This window comes from Butyrivibrio sp. (assembly GCF_017635265.1).
GTDB lineage: Bacteria > Bacillota > Clostridia > Lachnospirales > Lachnospiraceae > Butyrivibrio.
Genome location: NZ_JAGBLU010000069.1, coordinates 45,346 through 61,556 on the forward strand (window position 1 = coordinate 45,346; position 16,211 = coordinate 61,556).

Sequence of the window (16,211 nt, forward strand, 5' to 3'; positions counted from 1 at the left end):
ATTGGATAGAAATATAATTGTTGCAGGTGGCGGCGCAGCCGGAATGTGCGCAGCTATCTATGCTGCCAGGAATGGCGCAAAGGTTACTATAATAGAAAAAAACAAAGAACTTGGCAAAAAACTTTCAATGACCGGAAATGGACGATGCAACATTTCGAATTTAAACATGTCCGAGAGAATGTACAATAGCGCCTCAGAGAAGCGAATGAAGCAATGGCTTTCTGTATATGGTGTTTTGGATGTTATCAGTTTTTTCAAGTCTCTTGGAATAGTTGTAAAAAGTGAAGACGGATATCTTTATCCTTTATCCGGACAGGCAGGTAGTGTTGTTGCTGCCTTTGAGAATGAGATAAAACGACTTGGTATTGAAGTATTATTTGGTCTGCAGCTTAAAGGCATTGAGCCTTTTTCTAAGGGAGAGCAAAAGAAATATCGCGTTCTTACAAATAGTGATGAATATGTTGCTGACAGGGTTATTATTGCCACAGGCTCTTTGTCCGGTCCCAAGACTACAATGTCTACCGGGGATGGATATTTTATCTGCAAGAAGCTGGGGATGCATATAAAAGATACTTACCCGGCTCTTGTTGGTTTTAAAGCTGATCCTGAAGAGATAATGCCTGAGGCAGGAGTAAGGTGTCAGGCTGAAATATCTTTTTTACTTGGAACAGAAGTGGTTGCCAAAGAATATGGTGAACTTCAGCTGACAAAAGACGGTATTTCCGGGATTCCTGTCATGCAGGCCAGTAGCAGGGTTGTTAAGTTTCTTGCAGAAAAAAAGCCAATCGTTGCATCTATAAATTTTTTCCCGGATTATGATGAAGAAGATTATATTGCGTTGGAAAAAGAAATGCTAAGGCTTCGGGATGACAGGACACTTTCAGATTTCTTAACAGGTTATTTTAACAGTAATGTTACAGATATGATAATAAGAAAGATGAAAATGGGAAGAACCATGAAAATGAAGAATATTTCCGAGAGTATGGTTCTCAGTATTCTTGATAATTACAGGAATTATCGGATGAAGCTTGATTCCGACTACGGTTATCAGCAATCGCAGGTAACAACAGGAGGTGTAAGTCTTGGTGACGTGAGAGATGACATGACTTTTGTTCTGCATGATGGGATATTTGTTGTTGGGGAACTTTTAGATGTAGATGGAAGGTGTGGAGGATACAATCTCCAGTGGGCATGGACTTCCGGTAGCATAGCAGGGACAGTGGCTTCGCTGTGAGGGAACTTTTTAGTTTTGATTACGCAGTTAGTTTGGGTTTTGTAAGTTTATAATCGTTTTGGGGACGTTTTCACTCCATCGTGCTTCGTAGCGGTACTAACGACCTGGAAAACAGGTCGTAAGTGCCGACGAGCACGAAGGCTCCCAAAACTGCTTATAAATCTTACAAAACTCCAAACCGCATAGGTATAGGTAAAATGATAAGAATAAATCAGATAAAGGTTTTACATGATGAGAGCAAATCCTACGATTATGACTCGATATACACGTTGATGAAGAGTAAGTCTTTAAAGATTTTACGGATTGCTGAAAAAAATATTGAGAAAATAGAAATAATAAGGCATTCGATTGATGCAAGGAAGAAGCCAGAGATATATCACATATTTATGGTGAATATTCAGGTAAATGGTGTTAGTGAAGCGGTAGTTGTTAAGAAGTGCAGAGATAATAATATATCTGTTGTTTCACCGGTGAAATATGAGTTTCCTTATGAACTTGACGAAGAAAAAGCTAATAAAACAAGTGAAGACAATAAAAACAAGGTTGAGAAGGAATTTTGTCGTCCGGTTATTATTGGTGCCGGACCTGCCGGGCTTTTTTGCGGTTACATGCTTGCAATGCATGGATTTAAGCCTCTGATTTTTGAGAGAGGATCAGATGTTGATAAGAGAACTGAACTTGTTGAACATTTCTGGGAGAGCGGAGAACTTGATGAACACTCAAATGTTCAGTTTGGAGAAGGAGGAGCAGGTACCTTTTCTGACGGTAAGCTTAATACCATGGTCAAGGACAAAGACGGAAGAGGAAGAAAAGCGCTGGAAATCTTTGTTAAAAACGGTGCACCGATTGATATTTTATATGATGCCAAGCCGCATATCGGAACAGATATACTTAGAAAAGTAGTAAAGAATATGCGTAATTATATTATAAATCTTGGCGGAGAGGTACGTTTTGATTCTCAGGTAGATGATATTGAAATATCAAAAGATGGGAGAGTAAAGGCAGTTAAAGTAGGCACGGAAAAAATCCCATGCACAGAAGTTGTTCTTGCCATAGGACACAGTGCAAGAGATACATTTTATATGCTTAAAGACAGAAAAGTTGAAATGAATCCAAAGCCCTTTGCTGTTGGTTTTAGAGTAGAACATCCTCAGAAGCTTATAAATTTTTCCCAATATGGAATTGCAGAACCAAAGGCATTAAGTCCCGCACCCTACAAACTGACAACTACAACTGACTCGGGAAGAGGCGTGTATTCTTTCTGTATGTGTCCGGGAGGATATGTTGTTAATGCTTCTTCTGAAAAGGAGCGACTTGCTGTTAACGGAATGAGCTATTCAAAACGTGACAGCAAGAACGCAAATTCTGCTATAATTATTACTGTAGATCCCAAAGATTTTGGCTCTGATGATGTTTTGTCCGGTGTTGAATTCCAAAGAAACCTTGAAGAAAAAGCTTTTAGAATTGGAAATGGTAAGATTCCGGTTGAGTATTATGGGGATTTTAAGGCTTCTGTCTCAGGTAAAGAAAACAGCTTGCAGGATGATGAGGATATTTTTGGACTTAATGGAAATTTACCTTCAATGAAGGGGGATTATGTATTTGCAGATGTTCACGAAATCCTTCCAGATGATCTGAATAATGCCTTTGTTCAGGGAATGGAAAAATTCGGAAAAATGATAAAAGGATACAATAGTGATTTTGCCCTTTGTTCAGGCGTAGAATCCAGAACATCCTCACCTGTCAGGATAAATCGCAATGAGATTGGACAGTCATGTAATGTGGAGGGACTGTTTCCCTGCGGAGAAGGCGCAGGCTACGCAGGAGGCATCATGTCAGCTGCTATGGACGGGATGAAAATAGCTGAATTTGTAGCAAGGAGGATATGTGAAAAATGAAAAAAGAAAAGTATTTTGGTACTAAGCAGATAGCTATTACTGCAATTCTTTTGGCTATCTGTATCGTAAGTCAGGTATTTAAGAACTTGAGTGTCTTTATTACAGGACCTGTTATAAATGCGTGTCTTGTACTGGCAGTAGCACTTGTTAATCTTCCGTGTGCAATTATTTTATCTGTTATAACTCCTCTTACAGCTTATTTCATAGCTGCTTCACCTGTTATGACAGCGGTACCCGGTATACTTCTTCTTATTATGCTTGGTAACATTGTTTTAGTAGTTTCGACCTATTTCCTTTTAAGAAAAGATTTTTCTGAATTCAAACCGGAGTTAATGTATAGCCTGAAATCTGCAGTTAAAGCTATAATATGTGCTCTTTTAAAAGCTGTATTTATGGGTGTTACTATTTCTTTATGGCTTTTGCCTACATTTATTCCTGCTGAATCACCGCTTAGAAATAAAATGCCGGTATTTCAATATACGTTCTCTGTAGTTCAATTTATTACAGCTTTGATTGGCTTTGTATATTTCTTTATTATATTTGTGGCAGTAAAACAGTATGCAAAAAGAAACAATTGATAAAAAAGACAGGATAAGAAAAGAAGTTTTAAAACGCAGAAATGATCTGTCGTCTGATAAGATCAGTGAAAAAAGCAGACTTATTTTTGAAAAGCTTTTGGGTTTGCCTGAGTATATAGAGGCTTCATCAATTCTCATATACGCTTCCATGAAAAGTGAAGTGCTCACTGATGATATTATTGTTTCTGCGCTTGATAACGGGAAAAAAATATATTGCCCCAAATGCATAGATACAGATAATGGTCGTATGGTTTTTATCAGGATTCATGGCATTTCAGATCTTAAGTCAGGATATAAAGGAATCAGAGAACCTGAGTATAGGGATGAGTCTGAAGTTTTCAAGGCATCCGATGAAAATGTTTTGGTTATTGTCCCCGGGGTAGCCTTTGACAGATCTGGAAATAGAATTGGCTATAAAGGAGGCTATTATGACAGGTTCCTTTCAAACAATCCGGAGCTTAAGACATTAGCCTTTGCTTTTGAGGAACAGCTGGTAGAAGAAATACCTGTTGAGGATCATGATATTCCCGTGCAAAAAGTTCTATATGCATAAAAACATAAGCCTTTCGCAAAATAGTGCGAAAGGCTTTAAATTTGTAATCTCTCTTCATTGTCTTTTTCACGCATTTCATAATTTGTATCTTCATCAATCATTTGAAGCATTATATCAGCAAAGAAAGGATCAAACTGCGAGCCTTTTCCTTTTTCAATTTCTGAACGTACTTTTTCCTGTGGCATACCCCTTCTGTAGCTTCTGTTACTGGTCATAGCGTCATAGGAGTCTGCAACTGCAATTATGCGAGCTTCCTCAGGAATTTTGTCGCCTGCAAGACCTTCAGGATAGCCCTTGCCATCATATCTTTCGTGATGCCACCTTGCGCCGATAGTAAGTTCGGGCATTTCCTTAATGTTCTTTAGAATCCTGGAACCTTTTTCAGGATGCATCTTGATTATTCCGTACTCGGCATCATCAAGCTTTCCTTCTTTGTTTATAATGGCATCAGGAACACCTATTTTTCCAACATCATGTAAAAGACCAGTAATATAGATTCTCTGCTGCATATCATCATCGTATCCGGCTCTTCTTGCGATTTCCCTTGAGTATTCAGCAACTCTTACCGAATGACCGTTTGTATATGTGTCTTTTGCATCTATAGCAGCAGCCAGACTCTTTACAATACCCAAAAAAAGCTGCTCATTTTCTTTAGTCTTTTTCTTAACCTCAGTAGTAAGTTCATTTTGCAAAGTAATCAGTTCAATGCATCTTGTTACCCTGAGAGTCAGTATTTCAGGGACAAAAGGTTTTTTGATAAAATCCATGGCTCCAAGCTCTAAAGCTTTAGTTTCAATGAATCTGTTATCTTCAGCGGTAAGAAATATAACAGGAATCTCTTTTTTGCCGAGCCTCTTTTCTTTTTCCCTAAGAGCAGTGAGAGTTTCAAAACCATCCATTTCAGGCATTACAACATCAAGGAGTATCAGGTCTGCTGATTGCACCTCAATAAAATCCAGAAGAACCTTTCCGGATGTCATAGGAACTGCTTTCATATCAGCACTTATAAGAATGTTTCGTATTGCAGCTATCATTGATGGATCGTCATCCACAACTACAATTTTGTAAGGCATTATGAACTCCTTGATAAATGCATTTACCGTACCATCTCGTTTTATGATAACATTTTATCTTTATAGCGAGTATAAAGAGTTTGTAAAAAAAATCAAAACTAGATTTTAGTTATTTTGAATTTTACAAAAAGAATTTTGAATATTTCATTTTTTAGGTGAGTCTCTTTTTTTATAATGAATACTGTAATAAGTACATGAGTTTCCTGATTGGAAACTATTTAGAGAAGGGAAGGGAATATTTATGAAAAAGAAAATTTTAAGTTCTCTTTTGTGTGCTACAGTTGCAGCCACAACAATTATTGGTTGCGGTCAGAGTGCGCAAGAGACAAGCGAGTCAACAACCAATGCTACTGCAGAAGTTTCTGCTACAGAAGCAACATCTGAAGAAGCTAAAACAGAGGAAACGACTTCAAGTGATTCGGGAGAAAAGGTTACACTTTCAATCTATACTCAGTATGCAGATGATGATACAAAGGTTCCGTATGATTATGCTGTAGAGCAGCTTAAAGAAGCTTTTCCAAATGTTGAACTCAACCTTATTGTTCAGGCACAGGACGATGGGCAGACACTTAAAACTCTTGCAGCAACAGGGCAGTTACCTGATATATATCAGGCCAGCACAGATATAATCAATACATTCCGTGAATCCAATCAGATCATGGTATTAAATGATGTAGCACAGTCTACAGGATTCCTTGATAAGCTTTATGAGGCCAACAAAGATCTTGCTTATGCCGAGGACGGAAATATATATGCATTCCCATTTTCAGGACAGGAATATGTTCTATGGTATTACAACAAGGCTCTTTTTGAAGAAAATGGTCTTGAGATTCCACAGACATATGATGATTTAAAGAACTGCATCGAGGTATTTAAATCCAAGGGCATTACACCTCTTGCTCTTTTCGGACAGGAAGGATGGAACACAGCAGCTGCTTATGACGTAGTTGCAACACGATATACAGAGGGTGGAATCAAGGCTCTTGATGAAGGCACAGCCAGCATTACTGATGAAGCATATGCATCTGCTGCCAAGACACTTGAGGAGCTGGTAGCGGCAGGTCTTTTCCAGGATTCAGCTACAACAACAAATTATGATCAGGCTTCTGAAATGTTCCTTTCAGGAAATGCCGCTATGTTTATAAATGGTCAGTGGTACATTGAGGATGCTACAAGCGCACTTGGCGAGAATGTAGATTGGATGTTCTATCCGGCAGCTGATGAGGCATCTTACGAAGCTGGTAAGAGCGTATTTTCCGGCGGTGGTTCAGCTTCAGGATTTGCTGTAAATCCTGATTCCGAGAATGCAGAGCTTGCTGCAGAAGTAGCAGAGTTTATCACAGAAAAGTACTGCGAAGCAAAGGTTATGTACAGACACAATCCTTTAGTTGCTCTTGATACAGGAAAAGAGCCTGATTCAGAGTACCCTGCTATGATGAAAAAGCTTTCGGATACACTTCCTACAATTACAGCAACAACTAAGTTTACATGGGGACTTACAAATTCTACATTTAACGATGGAATTCAGTCAGAGTCACAGGGACTTGTTTCCGGACAGTTCACGGCAGAAGAGTTCATTGCAGATATGACAGATATCATGGAGTGATATAGGCTTTAACAGATACATAATAGTTACCTGGCGGCTCTATGTGGCCGCCAGATTTATTGAAAAGGAACAATACCATGAAAAAATACATGGGCAACAAGCTTGCCATATTCTTATTTGTACTTCCGGCACTTGCTATATTCTTGATTTTTGATTTTTTTCCGATCATTCAGGTTTTTGCATATAGTTTCACTGACTGGAATGGTCTTACAACACCGAATTTTCTGGGTCTGAAAAATTATATTGACCTGTTTAATGATAGAGTTTTTTACACTTCCAACAGAAATCAGCTTATATTTGCGATTGTAATTACTGTATATCAGATGCTTTTCGCAACAATATTTGCCATAACAATTTCTGACAAGAAAATGAAAGGAAGAAAGTTTTTAAGAGTAGCTTACTTTATTCCTGTAATTCTTTCCGTAACAGTAGTATGTCAGCTTTGGAGCGCTATTTTAAGTGGACAGGGGCTTCTTAACAAGCTCTTTGAAGCATTTGGCTCTGACTATACTCAGAACTGGTTGGGTGACAGATATAAAGCAATTTACGTAATTGCCTTCGTAAATGCCTGGCAGTGGATGGGATATCAGTTTGCACTTATAGTTGCGGGAATTAAGTCTATACCGGCGGATTACTATGAAGCAGCTAAAATTGATGGCTGTTCTAATGTTAAGGCTCACATGAAGATAACAATTCCGCTATTGGCTGAGACATATAAGTTCTGTCTGATCATTTCGCTTACAGGTGGCATCAAGGCGTTTACTGAAATGAATATTTTGACAGGCGGCGGACCGAATAAGTCTACATTTACACTTACATATATGATGTACAATGCTGCATTTAAGAAGTCTGATTATGGATATGGTCTTGCTTCAGCATCAATAATGGTCATTGAATGTATGCTTGTTATGCTTGTTATCAATTTTATATTCAGAGAAAAAAATCAGCTTAAAGAGGAAGAAAAATCAAAAAAGAGGAGGCTGTCATATGGAAACTAAAAAAGGTATCCTTCATAAAATATTTATAGTATTTTGCTGGATATATGCAGCTTTTTCACTATATCCTCTTATCTGGATGTTATTTTATTCATTTAAGACAAACCAGGAGATATTTGTAACAAATCCCTTTGGATTTCCATGGCCGCTTCATTATGAAAACTACATAACTGCGTGGACTAAATATGATGTTCCTCTTTACTTTTTGAACTCACTTCTGGTATCTATTGGGACAGTAGTTATCACAATCTTTTGTGCGTTGCTATTTTCCTATGCAACAAGTAGAATGATTTGGAGAGGCAGAACTTTTACAAGACTGTTTTTAGGACTTGGTATGTTTATTCCTGTTCAGGCTATAATGATTCCTGTAGTAAAGGTGGTTCAGAAATTTAACCTCATGGGAACCAGATGGTCACTGATTTTTCCTTACATCGCTATAAACCTTGCTTTTGCATGCATGGTTTATTACGGATTTTTCAAGGGAATACCTCTTGAACTTGAAGAAGCTGCCTGCATGGACGGAGCAAATATCTACCAGACTTTCTTTAGAATCATAGAACCTCTTGTAAGACCTGCAACAGTTACGCTGGTTATTTATATATTCTTAAATGCATGGAATGAGTTCATTCTTGCCAACGTTGTTGTTGGAAGTATACCGGGCCTTAAGACATTACCACTTGGAGTTTTATTCTTCCAGGGTGAATTTACAACTGATTGGGGCGGAATGGGTGCTACAATGGTTATAGCATCTTTCCCTGCAATAATTGTTTATTCGATTTTCTCTGAGCAGGTTGAAAGCGCAATGACAATTGGAGGAGCAGTTAAAGGATAATTTTGAATATGACATTAAAGGACATGGAGAGGCAACATTCCGACAGGAAATTATCCGGCAAGGATAAAGCCCGCAACATGTCAATAAAATACAAAATAGCATCAATGACAGTCGTAGTAGCACTAATTCCAATAGTGCTACTTACTGTTTTGATGCTTATTTTTTATAACAGGGCTATTATGCAGAGGGCAGAGAAACAGATAGAAGAGAATATAAGGATTATGTCCGACAGGATTTCTTCTGTTCTTAAAAACGGTGAACTCTGTTCCAATAATCTGACTATTGAATTCAGTAATTTTTATAATGACAGAGTAATGAAACAGGTCACAAGGGATGCAAGGATAACATCGCAGCTGTCACAATCACTATTAATATACAATGGCATTTCGTCAATTGTTTTTATGGACGCTGATGGAAGATTTTATTCCAGCGATCCTGCCCTTGAGAGCATAAAAGAAGAAATAAAAAGCTCTGAATATGTAGCTTCATTGAATAATATGGGTGGTAAGACTGTAATGATGGACCCGACCATTAATATTATGAATCGTGAAGACAAAGAGATAGTTACCATGGGAAAGCATGTGATTAACATAGTTACCGGAAGTCCTATTGGATATCTTTTTATAAATATGGATAAGGACTATCTGATTGAGTCATCACAGAGCGAAATAAGCTATTACTTCTTATACGATACTAATGGGAATTGCATTTCTGAAAGATTAAGAACCGAGCCTATCTATTCTGATAATGATTTTTTAAGAGGTCTTTTTACCGGAACCGCTGAAGTCTTAAAATATGACGGTGAAACTTATCTGATGGCAAAAGATGAGATTGAAGAGTTTAAATGGACCATTGTGGGCATCACCAATCTCAACAGGTTTAATGTTACAGGCAGAGATCTGAGATTTATTCTTTTAACTACAGGATCTATTTCCGCAGTTCTTTTGCTCTTATCTGTTATCTTTTCTACCAATATCATAACAAGACCACTTAAGATCCTTCACGATGGTGCCGAGCAGATTGCTGAGGGCGACATGAGCTACAGGTTCAGATTTAAGACCAGGGATGAGATAGGAAGACTTGGCAGGATATTTAACTACATGACTCAAAGAAACTTAGAGCTTATTAAACAGGTTGATGAAGAAGCAAAAAAGAAAAGGGAATATGAGCTTTCGCTTATTCAAGAACAGGTTAAGCCTCATTTTCTTTATAACACGCTGGATATAATAATAATGCTCATAGAAATGAACCGGTCAAAAGAGGCAGCCAGAGTTACTCAAAAGCTTGCTAATTATTATAAGAATTCGCTTTCCGGAAGTGAGGAAATAGTAAGTATTGAACGTGAGATTCAAATAACCAGAGATTATCTTAATCTTCAGACTATGCGATATGGCGATAAGTTTAAATACAGCTTTGATATACCGGCTTCGCTCTATGCAACAAGTATACCCAAGATGACCTTGCAGCCCCTTATTGAAAATGCGATTTATCATGGACTTAAATATAAAGAGGACTGGGGAAGTATCGAAATTTCAGGAGAAAGAAAGGATGGGCTTATTCTTCTTTTTGTGAGGGACGATGGAGTTGGTATAGATAGTGACAAGCTTTTATCCATGCAGGAAAAATTAAAAAAGAATGAGATACCGGAAGATGCTGAAAGAAAGCATTTTGGAGTGTATAGTGTAGATCACAGATTGCGCCTTTACTTTGGAGATGAATACGGCCTTAACGTAGATAGTATCAGGGGCGTTGGAACTACTTTTACTATCAGTATTCCTGATGGTAACGAAAGAGGTAAATAGTTTGAATAAGATAATGATTGTTGATGATATGCCTATTTTTCTGGAGTATTTAAGAGGGTGTATTGATTGGAATGCATATGGCTTTGAGATATGCTGTGAGGCACACGACGGGAGAGATGCTCTTGAAAAAATGGAAGAGTATCTTCCGGATGTGGTTTTGACAGATATAACGATGCCCTATTTAAATGGATTGGAACTTTCCGAAAGAATTATAAAAGACTATCCGGATACTTCAGTTGTGCTGATAACCGGCAATAATGAATTTGAATATGCAAGAAAAGCAGTAAAAATAGGAGTATGTGACTATATTGTAAAGCCTTTTGAAAAAGAAGAACTGATACTTAGTCTTTTAAAACTTCAGGATAATATCGGCAAAGCCGTAGAAATTTCTTTGAAGGATGACTATGCTCTTACCGATGAGCTTAAATCACTGATATATGCAGGTATTTCTGACGGAGAAAACGGAAAGGCAATTGAAGAAAAGATTTTTGGATGGGGAAGCGGTGCCGGATTTTTACTTGGACTATTAAAGTTCGATGATAACGTCAATAACAACAGTTCCAGAGAAGAAATTATGAACTGGGCCGGATTTATCGCAAAAATGCTTGGTGACAAACTGGAAATCAATGGTGAAATAAAACTGTTTAATGATTTTGAAAATAGCATTGTAATTCTAATGCGCTTTAATAAAGCTGAAGATATCAACAGTTTTAAGGGCTATGAATTTACAGACATTATTGATATTGTCAAAAATCAGTTGGGGTTTGATATTTCGATTGCACTATCAAAGGCATCTGAAATAAAAGACATTCGAAAGGCCTATGAAAAAGCAATCAGTGCAATAATGGTAAAAGGTTATGGGAAGTTTTTAGATCTTAGAAACGAAACAAGACCTCCGGTTTTTTCTTCAATTGATGCGATTCTAAGGCTTAATAAAGACATAGAGAATCTTTTGGATGAAGATGTCGGAAATGTTATCAATTCCATGTGGCAGCATATAAAAGAGGACAAACAGGCGGAAAACGGTCCCGGGATTTCCGATATGAATATATTAAGCAGTGCAATCAGCGTCCTTATGACAAATATTATAAATTCCGGATTTTCAATTGAAAAAATATATGGAGATGGTTTTTCTCCTGAGGCTTTTTTTTCAGGTTCAATAAGTCCTGATGAGATGAAAGATAAGGTTATTTATCTTTTTAAAAAAAGAATAGAGTTTGAGAAAAACAAAAACAAGTCAAAATCAAGGGATGTTGCTCTTTCTGCCAAGGAATATATTGAAAACAACTATAAAAACAGCGAACTGACAATAACCGATATTTCTGAAGAATTATGCGTAAACCAGACCTATCTTAGAAAAATGTTTAAAAGTGAGATGGATATGACTCTTTCAGAATACATTACTCAGGTAAGAATGCAGGAGGCAAAAAGGCTGATTACCATGACGGATGAAAAGCTTTCATTGGTTGCTGAAGAAGTGGGATTTAGCGATGTGAGTTATTTTTCCAATGTTTTTAAAAAATATTATGGAATTTCCCCTCGTAGTATGAGCAAAGAGTAGTGTATTTTAGGGCTTTTGTGGTATTATTTAAAATAAGAAAAAATGCTTTTGCAGCATAAGGAGGATATCATGAAAAACATACTTATTGTTGATGATTCAACTGTTTCAAGAAGAATTCTTAAGAATATGTTTGAAGCTGTAGGACACACAGTAGTAGGTGAGGCGTTAAATGGTAAAGAGGGATATGATCTTTATGTTAAGCTTTCACCGGATGTGGTTACCATGGATATTACAATGCCGGAGATGAACGGACTCGATGCTCTTAAGCATATCAAAGAACATGATCCTGATGCCAAAGTCATCATACTTTCAGCTGCAGGACAGCAGGAAAAGAAAGAAGAAGCACAAAAACTGGGGGCAACTGAATTTATTACCAAGCCCTATGAAAAAAGGACAATACTTGAAGCAGTAGAAAGATGCTAAACACTTAGGAGGAGTAAATGGAGCTACTTGATATTTGCAAAAATGCGAAAGCGGCAAGAATAGACATGCTAAAGCTTTCGACAGGGGAGAAAAATGACGCGCTTTTAGCTGTTGCAAAAGGGCTTCTTGCGGATAGCGACAAAATTCTTGATGCAAACAGAAAAGACTATGAAAATGGTCAGAAAAACGGAATGCATCAGGGACTTTTAGACAGATTGAAGTTAGACGAAAAAAGAATTGAAGCCATGGCTGACGGGATAAGGCAGGTGGCTGAATTAGAAGATCCAATCGGACAGGAAATTGAGCATTTTGTAAGACCCAATGGCCTTAAAATAAAGAAAGTCAGAGTACCTTTGGGAGTTGTGGGAATTATCTATGAATCAAGACCTAATGTCACAGCCGACGCTTTTGCACTTACATTTAAGTCCGGTAATGTAGCAATACTTAAAGGCGGAAGTGATGCTATTAACAGTAATATAGCAATTACAAACTCCATAAGAAATACTTTAAAGGGATTAAATATTGTAGCTGATGCTATTCAGCTGATTGAAAATACAGACAGACAGGTTACTACAGACTTCATGAAAATGAATGACTATGTAGATGTTCTCATTCCAAGAGGAAGCGCCGGGCTTATAAGAGCAGTTGTTGAAAATTCAAATATTCCGGTTATTGAAACCGGTACAGGTAATTGCCATATTTATGTTGATAAAGATGCAGATTTTGAGAAAGCCATCCCAATCATTATCAATGCCAAAACTCAGAGAATCGGTGTATGTAATGCGGCTGAATCACTGATTGTGCATGAAGATATTAAAAATGACTTCCTTCCATTATTTGAAAAGGCAATGAAGGAACACTCTGTTGAGATTCGTGCAGACAGAGAAAGCAAGGCACTTATGCCACTTGCAATAGATGCGACAGAAGATGATTTTGGGCGAGAGTATCTTGATTATATTATTTCGGTCAAAACGGTGAAAAATGTTGATGAAGCTATAGCCCACATTAATAAATACGGCACGGGGCATTCAGAGGCAATAATCACAGAAAACAAAGAGAATGCAGATAGATTTTTAGCCCTTGTTGATGCTGCATGTGTTTACGTTAACGCATCAACAAGATTTACTGACGGTTTTGAATTTGGATTTGGAGCAGAAATTGGCATCAGTACGCAAAAACTTCATGCGAGAGGGCCAATGGGATTAAAAGAACTTACCTCCTACAAGTACCAGATTTGCGGAAATGGTCAGACTAGAGTATAAGGCATGTAAAGGGACAAGTATTTTATGTTACATGGTAATGAAGAAATATTAGAGGCAAAAAAACATATTGTTGAAGTTGCAAAAGAACTTTATGAAATTGGTTTATTGGTAAGAACCTGGGGGAATGTCAGTCAGAGAATTGATGAAAAGAGTTTTTTGATCACACCAAGTGGAATTGAGTATGAAGATCTTACACCTGATATGGTGGTGGCAGTTAATATAGATGATCTTTCATATGATGGTGATATTATTCCATCAAACGAAAAAGCTGTACATGCTGTGTGTTACAGAGAAAGAACTGACGTGGATTTTATTGTACATACACATCAGGTATATGCATCATGCGTAGGAACGCTTGGCATGAAAAAGGTCTTTTCATATCTGGACGATGTAGATGTTCTAATCCCTGTTGCTGCATTTGCGCTTCCCGGAACAAATCAGCTGGTTGAAAATGTCAGAAAGTGCATAAAAAAATATCCCGATTTGAATGGTTTTATTATGGCCAACCACGGGGCTTTGTTTTTAGGCAAGAATTCTAAAGAGGCAATTTATGAAGCCGAAAAAATGGAAGTTGCCTGCAACAACTTTCTTATAGATGTATGCAAGACAGATATAAAGCATGGTGTGGAATTTGGCTTCAACTCCCATCTTGAAGACGGAAAAATAGTTTATGACATACCGGACACACCGGTAAGAGTCAGACACATTCATGAGTCAATATATGCCAAGAGAAAAGATATAAAATACATTATTCATAATAAATCCGAAGCAGTTATGACTGTTTCCAGGAGAGCAAATCATATGAGACCGCTTTTATATGATTTTGCTCAGCTTATCGGGATAAGTGTCAAGGTTCCGAGTAATGAGCATGGTAAGGATGGATTGAGCTATCACAATATTAAAAAGAACGTGAATGTTGTTTTTTCTTTGTATGATGGTGCATATTGTCTGGGAGCAACTTACAGCGACGCTATGGATGTAGCTGATGTCCTTGATAAGGGGTGTATAGCTCATGTTGCGGTGATGCGTCATGGAGAAGGGCATTATTTGTCATTATGGGAATGCTATAAGATGAACAGATTCTATAGAAGGTCCTATTCAAAGCTTGCTGCTACAGCAAAAAAAGATAAAAAGGAGCTGCTTAAAAAATGATCAAAAAGCCAAATTCAATAAAACCGGGAAATACAATAGGGATCACGGCTCCTTCTTTTGGAGCTGCAACAGAGCCCTATAGTGTTCTTATAGATATTGCCATAAAAAATCTGCAGGACAGAGGTTATAAAATTCTTGAGGGAAAAACATCAAGAATGGGTGACGGTAAGGGTATAAGCACTGATCCTATGGTTACAAGTGCCGAGCTTATGCAGTTTTATAAGGATGATAGTATTGATGCCATTATTTCTGCCGGTGGCGGAGAGTTGATGAATGAAACTATTACCCATGTAGATTTTGATGAGCTTAGAAACTGTAAGCCTAAGTGGTTTATAGGATATTCTGATAATACAAATTTTATTTTTCCGCTTGTAACTATTTCAAGGACTATGGGAATCTATGGGCCTTGTATCAATGGATATGGAAAAAATTGGGAAGATACTGAAAAAGATGCATTTGCCTTGCTTGAAGGGACAAAGACTGAATTTAAGGGATATGATATGTATGCCTATAATGATGAGCCGTCGGATCCGGAAGAAGCAATAGATTATGATAAGCTCATGAATTATAACCTCAATATGAAAAAAGTATTGAAAAGCTTTGATTGTTCATCGATGAGGGCTGTGCAGGTGGATGAATCCGTCAATCTTTCCTGTAAAGGAATACTGCTTGGCGGGTGCCTTGATATTTTGACAAATATCTGCGGAACGAGGTTTGACAGGGTAAAAGGATTTAAAGAAGAATATAAGGATATTATCTGGGTGATGGAAGCGTGCGATTTAAGTGTTATGGCTTACAGGCGAGCTCTTTGGAACTTAAGAGAGGCCGGATGGTTTGATGGAGCAAAAGGCTTTATCATCGGAAGAGCACGTGGTGCAAGAGGCGGCGAGTTTACAGGAGTTAATGAATATAATGCCGTTACTGATATGCTGGAATGTTTTGGAGCACCAATCATTATGGATGCAGACATTGGACACATTTCTCCAATGCTTCCTGTTGTAATGGGAGCTGAAGCAACTGTATCAGCCATGGGAAATGATTTAAGTCTTATTTATACATCTCTTTAAAAATATCGCAGGGAGCGGTTTTGCCGCTCCCTGTATTCAGTTTGCGCGCCATGGGCGCGCTCTAACGGGTGTAAGTCCCAAACACACCCAGATAGTGGGAAGTGTATAGCCGAACAGCAAGGGTGTCCATCGTGAGGTGGAATCTGAAGGAAGCTGTAAGCAAATCTCTGGTCCG

General features: G+C 37.8%; 14 protein-coding genes. 13 read left to right on the forward strand and 1 reads right to left on the reverse strand.

Translation table 11 applies throughout. From position 1 onward, the window contains the following. Position 1: 1 nt before the first annotated feature. The 4 genes from J6O61_RS08355 to J6O61_RS08370 all read left to right on the forward strand — a co-directional run bounded on the left by J6O61_RS08355 (position 2) and on the right by J6O61_RS08370 (position 4,263). Complete coding sequence (locus J6O61_RS08355; RefSeq protein ID WP_292211858.1) at positions 2-1,234, forward strand: aminoacetone oxidase family FAD-binding enzyme; 1,233 nt, start codon at positions 2-4, stop codon at positions 1,232-1,234. 197 nt (positions 1,235-1,431) lie between these two features. Next, positions 1,432-3,132, forward strand: coding sequence for an NAD(P)/FAD-dependent oxidoreductase (locus J6O61_RS08360; protein WP_292211860.1), 1,701 nt, complete (start codon positions 1,432-1,434; stop codon positions 3,130-3,132). Next, positions 3,129-3,710: an ECF transporter S component gene (locus J6O61_RS08365; RefSeq protein WP_292211862.1), complete on the forward strand. Its 582-nt coding sequence runs from the start codon at positions 3,129-3,131 to the stop codon at positions 3,708-3,710. The genes J6O61_RS08360 and J6O61_RS08365 overlap by 4 nt, the downstream gene beginning before the upstream one ends. Continuing rightward, the gene (locus tag J6O61_RS08370) at positions 3,691-4,263 is read left to right on the forward strand and encodes a 5-formyltetrahydrofolate cyclo-ligase (RefSeq protein WP_292211865.1); all 573 of its coding nucleotides are present in this window, start codon (positions 3,691-3,693) and stop codon (positions 4,261-4,263) included. Before J6O61_RS08365 ends, J6O61_RS08370 begins: the two co-directional genes overlap by 20 nt. 35 nt (positions 4,264-4,298) lie before the next feature. Here J6O61_RS08370 and J6O61_RS08375 read toward each other — a convergent pair whose 3' ends face one another. Then, the gene (locus J6O61_RS08375) at positions 4,299-5,336 is read right to left on the reverse strand and encodes an HD domain-containing phosphohydrolase (protein ID WP_292211867.1); all 1,038 of its coding nucleotides are present in this window, start codon (positions 5,334-5,336) and stop codon (positions 4,299-4,301) included. A 241-nt stretch (positions 5,337-5,577) separates the two neighbouring features. Between J6O61_RS08375 and J6O61_RS08380 the strand changes: the two genes are divergently transcribed. From J6O61_RS08380 to J6O61_RS08420, 9 genes are all read left to right on the forward strand, one after another. Next, on the forward strand, positions 5,578-6,942 hold the full coding sequence (locus tag J6O61_RS08380) for an ABC transporter substrate-binding protein (protein WP_292211870.1): 1,365 nt from the start codon (positions 5,578-5,580) through the stop codon (positions 6,940-6,942). Positions 6,943-7,019: 77 nt separating this feature from the next. Next, a complete protein-coding gene (locus tag J6O61_RS08385; protein ID WP_292211873.1) occupies positions 7,020-7,940 on the forward strand; it encodes a carbohydrate ABC transporter permease in 921 nt (306 codons plus the stop codon). Then, the gene (locus tag J6O61_RS08390; RefSeq protein WP_292211876.1) at positions 7,930-8,769 is read left to right on the forward strand and encodes a carbohydrate ABC transporter permease; all 840 of its coding nucleotides are present in this window, start codon (positions 7,930-7,932) and stop codon (positions 8,767-8,769) included. The genes J6O61_RS08385 and J6O61_RS08390 overlap by 11 nt, the downstream gene beginning before the upstream one ends. A gap of 8 nt (positions 8,770-8,777) precedes the next feature. Then, the gene (locus J6O61_RS08395) at positions 8,778-10,571 is read left to right on the forward strand and encodes a cache domain-containing sensor histidine kinase (RefSeq protein ID WP_292211878.1); all 1,794 of its coding nucleotides are present in this window, start codon (positions 8,778-8,780) and stop codon (positions 10,569-10,571) included. 1 nt (position 10,572) lies between these two features. Next, entirely contained in the window at positions 10,573-12,132 is a 1,560-nt protein-coding gene (locus J6O61_RS08400; RefSeq protein WP_292211880.1) for a response regulator transcription factor, read from the forward strand. Between the two features lie 69 nt (positions 12,133-12,201). Next, the gene (locus tag J6O61_RS08405; RefSeq protein WP_292211883.1) at positions 12,202-12,555 is read left to right on the forward strand and encodes a response regulator; all 354 of its coding nucleotides are present in this window, start codon (positions 12,202-12,204) and stop codon (positions 12,553-12,555) included. Positions 12,556-12,572: 17 nt separating this feature from the next. Next, positions 12,573-13,817 (forward strand): glutamate-5-semialdehyde dehydrogenase, encoded by a 1,245-nt coding sequence (locus J6O61_RS08410; RefSeq protein WP_292211886.1) that lies wholly within the window; start codon positions 12,573-12,575, stop codon positions 13,815-13,817. Between the two features lie 24 nt (positions 13,818-13,841). Next, positions 13,842-14,969 (forward strand): class II aldolase/adducin family protein, encoded by a 1,128-nt coding sequence (locus tag J6O61_RS08415; RefSeq protein ID WP_292211889.1) that lies wholly within the window; start codon positions 13,842-13,844, stop codon positions 14,967-14,969. Continuing rightward, complete coding sequence (locus tag J6O61_RS08420) at positions 14,966-16,036, forward strand: S66 family peptidase (RefSeq protein ID WP_292211892.1); 1,071 nt, start codon at positions 14,966-14,968, stop codon at positions 16,034-16,036. The genes J6O61_RS08415 and J6O61_RS08420 overlap by 4 nt, the downstream gene beginning before the upstream one ends. Positions 16,037-16,211 lie beyond the last annotated feature (175 nt).